The organism is Neisseria sp. P0009.S007, from assembly GCF_051962515.1.
In genome coordinates this window covers 1-2,329 of the sequence record NZ_JBQCVF010000210.1, presented here as the reverse complement: position 1 = coordinate 2,329, position 2,329 = coordinate 1, and the positions used below count along the sequence as shown (strand labels likewise).

At 50.4% G+C, this 2,329-nt stretch carries 3 protein-coding genes; 1 reads left to right on the top strand and 2 read right to left on the bottom strand.

Translation table 11 applies throughout. From position 1 onward, the window contains the following. Window positions 1–537: NUDIX hydrolase (locus ACTHS3_RS11675; protein ID WP_004520157.1), on the top strand; the 537-nt coding region annotated here is incomplete at its 5' end. Between the two features lie 129 nt (window positions 538–666). Here the strand turns inward: ACTHS3_RS11675 and ACTHS3_RS11670 are convergent. Both ACTHS3_RS11670 and ACTHS3_RS11665 read right to left on the bottom strand, forming a co-directional pair. After that, window positions 667–1,305: an alpha/beta hydrolase gene (locus tag ACTHS3_RS11670; RefSeq protein WP_049336520.1), complete on the bottom strand. Its 639-nt coding sequence runs from the start codon at window positions 1,303–1,305 to the stop codon at window positions 667–669. Between the two features lie 41 nt (window positions 1,306–1,346). After that, complete coding sequence (locus ACTHS3_RS11665; RefSeq protein ID WP_003685283.1) at window positions 1,347–2,141, bottom strand: polyamine aminopropyltransferase; 795 nt, start codon at window positions 2,139–2,141, stop codon at window positions 1,347–1,349. Window positions 2,142–2,329: the final 188 nt, after the last annotated feature.

Below are 2,329 nucleotides of genomic sequence, written 5' to 3'. Positions count from 1 at the left end.
ATGGATTTGAAAGAAACTAAATTAAGCAGTGAGCCAATCTACGAAGGTTCTTTTGTTACCATCAGCCGCGATCGGGTGCGCCTGCCCAACGGCAACGAAAGCCAACGGGTTGTGATCCGCCATCCGGGTGCTGCGTGTGTATTGGCGGAAACGGAAGACGGCAAAGTTGTTTTGGTGCGCCAATGGCGTTATGCAGCCGATCAGGCGACGTTGGAATTGCCTGCGGGTAAATTGGATATTGCAGGCGAAGATCCTGCCGAATGCGCTTTGCGTGAGTTGGCGGAAGAAACGCCATATGTCGCCGACAGTGTCAAACTGTTGTACTCCTTTTATACCGCAGTCGGTTTTTGTGATGAAAAAATGTATCTTTACCAAGCGCAAGGCGTGCGTTTGGGCAGCGAGTTGAGCAACGATGAGGATGAAATTACAGAAACTGTCCTGATGAGCAAGGACGAGGTGCGTAATGCATTGGTAAACGATGAAATCAAAGATGGTAAGACTTTGATTGGTTTGCAGTATTGGTTGACTCAGAATTGAGATGTTAAGTAGAAAATCCTTGATGGATTTCTGAATACTTGAGCCTGATATTTGATAATAAGGTTTTCATACAAACAAGGCCGTCTGAAAAAGCTTTCAGACGGCCTTGTTTTATTTTGTAGCTGTATTTTAGCCTAATAAAGCCGGTGCAAACCGTGTGATCGTATCGCGTAAAACGATGAGTTTGCCGTGGAAGAAATGGGACGAGCCGGCAATGGTTACAACCGGCAGGCCTTGTGGTTCTGCCCATGTCAGGGCTTTGTTGATTTCAACGACTTCGTCTTCCGCGCCATGAATCATCAATGTTTTGGCGACGTTGGGAACGTCTGATGGTTCCGGGCGGTCGGTGTAGTGATGGACGGCGGCGCCCATCAGCAACAGCAAATCAGGCGTGCGTTCTTGGGCGGCAAAGGTGGAAACGTAGCCGCCGAATGAGAAGCCGGCCAGGGCGAATTGCGGTGCGTCTGGATGTTGCGCGCGGGCGTAGTCGATAACGGCAATACAGTCTTGCGTTTCGCCGCGGCCGTAATCGTGTTCGCCTTCGCTATTGCCTACGCCGCGCAAATTGGGCAGATAGCAATGGAAGCCGAGTTGGCTGAGGGCTTTGGCGGCGGTTTGGATGACTTTGTTGGTGTTGGTGCCGCCTTGCAGGGGATTGGGGTGGTTGATGACGGCAACGCCGCGGGCGGATTCTTGTGTGCTTGGCAGGTAGATGGTTTCCAGCAAACCGGCCGGGCCGGGGATTTGAATGATGTCAGGTTTGAGCATGAGTGTGTCCTTGTTTGTTTTTTCAGATGGCCTGAAACGGTTTACAGATAAAAATTCTTGCCGTTGTTTTGATTGTTGGCTTTCAAATCAGCAAGCATCCGTTTGAAGTCCAAGCCGTATTTTTCGCTTAATTTTTCGGCGCGTTTTTTCAGGTTGTCGAGATTTTGCTCTTTGGGGCTGCTTTGGAATGCCATGACTGCTACGTTGCCGTGGCTCTCGGCAGGCAGCTCGAGTACGCGGCCGTCAAAGACGTTGAGCAGGCGTTCGACAAAGCGTTGGTAACGCTGGTCGCCGCTCCACCAGTTGGTGACAAATACGCCGTCGGGGGAAAGGGCGTTGCGGCAGTCTTGGAAGAAGGGTTCTTCTACCAAAGCATCGATAATCTGTTCGCCGTCAAAACCATCTACCAAAATCACATCGGTATTGTGGCGGAACACTTTAATATATTCCGCACCATCCGCCTCGATAATTTCAAAATTTTCGCCTTCGTGCGGCAATTCAAACAGGCTGCGCGCTACGGCGATGACTTGCGGATTGATGTCAATGGCGGTTTGCTTGGTGTGGGGCAGATAGCTATCTATCCAACGGGCAAACGAGCCGCCGCCCAAGCCGATTTGGGTGATGTGTTTGGGCGGGGTTTCTGCAAACAGCAGCCAACCCATCATGGCGCGGCTGTACGACAACACCAGCTCGGACGGATGATCGACATTCATGGAGCTTTGAATGGTGTCGCTGCCCAAGTGCAGGGAACGGATATTGCCTTCTTCGGAGATGCCGACTTCGGGCAGATGGGATTTGGCTGGGCGCAGGCGGCGGTAAGGATGGCGGGGTGGCATGGGTGCAGACGAAAGATGTAAAAGGCGTTATTTTAACAGAAACAATGATGTTTTGCGCTGGGGCGGTTTTCAGACGGCCTTTGAGCGTATTGGATTGGAAAATAAGGTGTGTATTTAATTTTCTTTAAAATCATTGGTTTTTATAATTTCGTGAGTAACTTTGTTTTAAAATGCTTGCCAAGATGGGA

What these genes read in the sequence shown, in the direction of transcription:
- ACTHS3_RS11670 (WP_049336520.1), bottom strand. Translation starts at nt 1,305, where the DNA reads ATGCTCAAACCTGACATCATTCAAATCCCCGGCCCGGCCGGTTTGCTG.
- ACTHS3_RS11665 (WP_003685283.1), bottom strand. Translation starts at nt 2,141, where the DNA reads ATGCCACCCCGCCATCCTTACCGCCGCCTGCGCCCAGCCAAATCCCAT.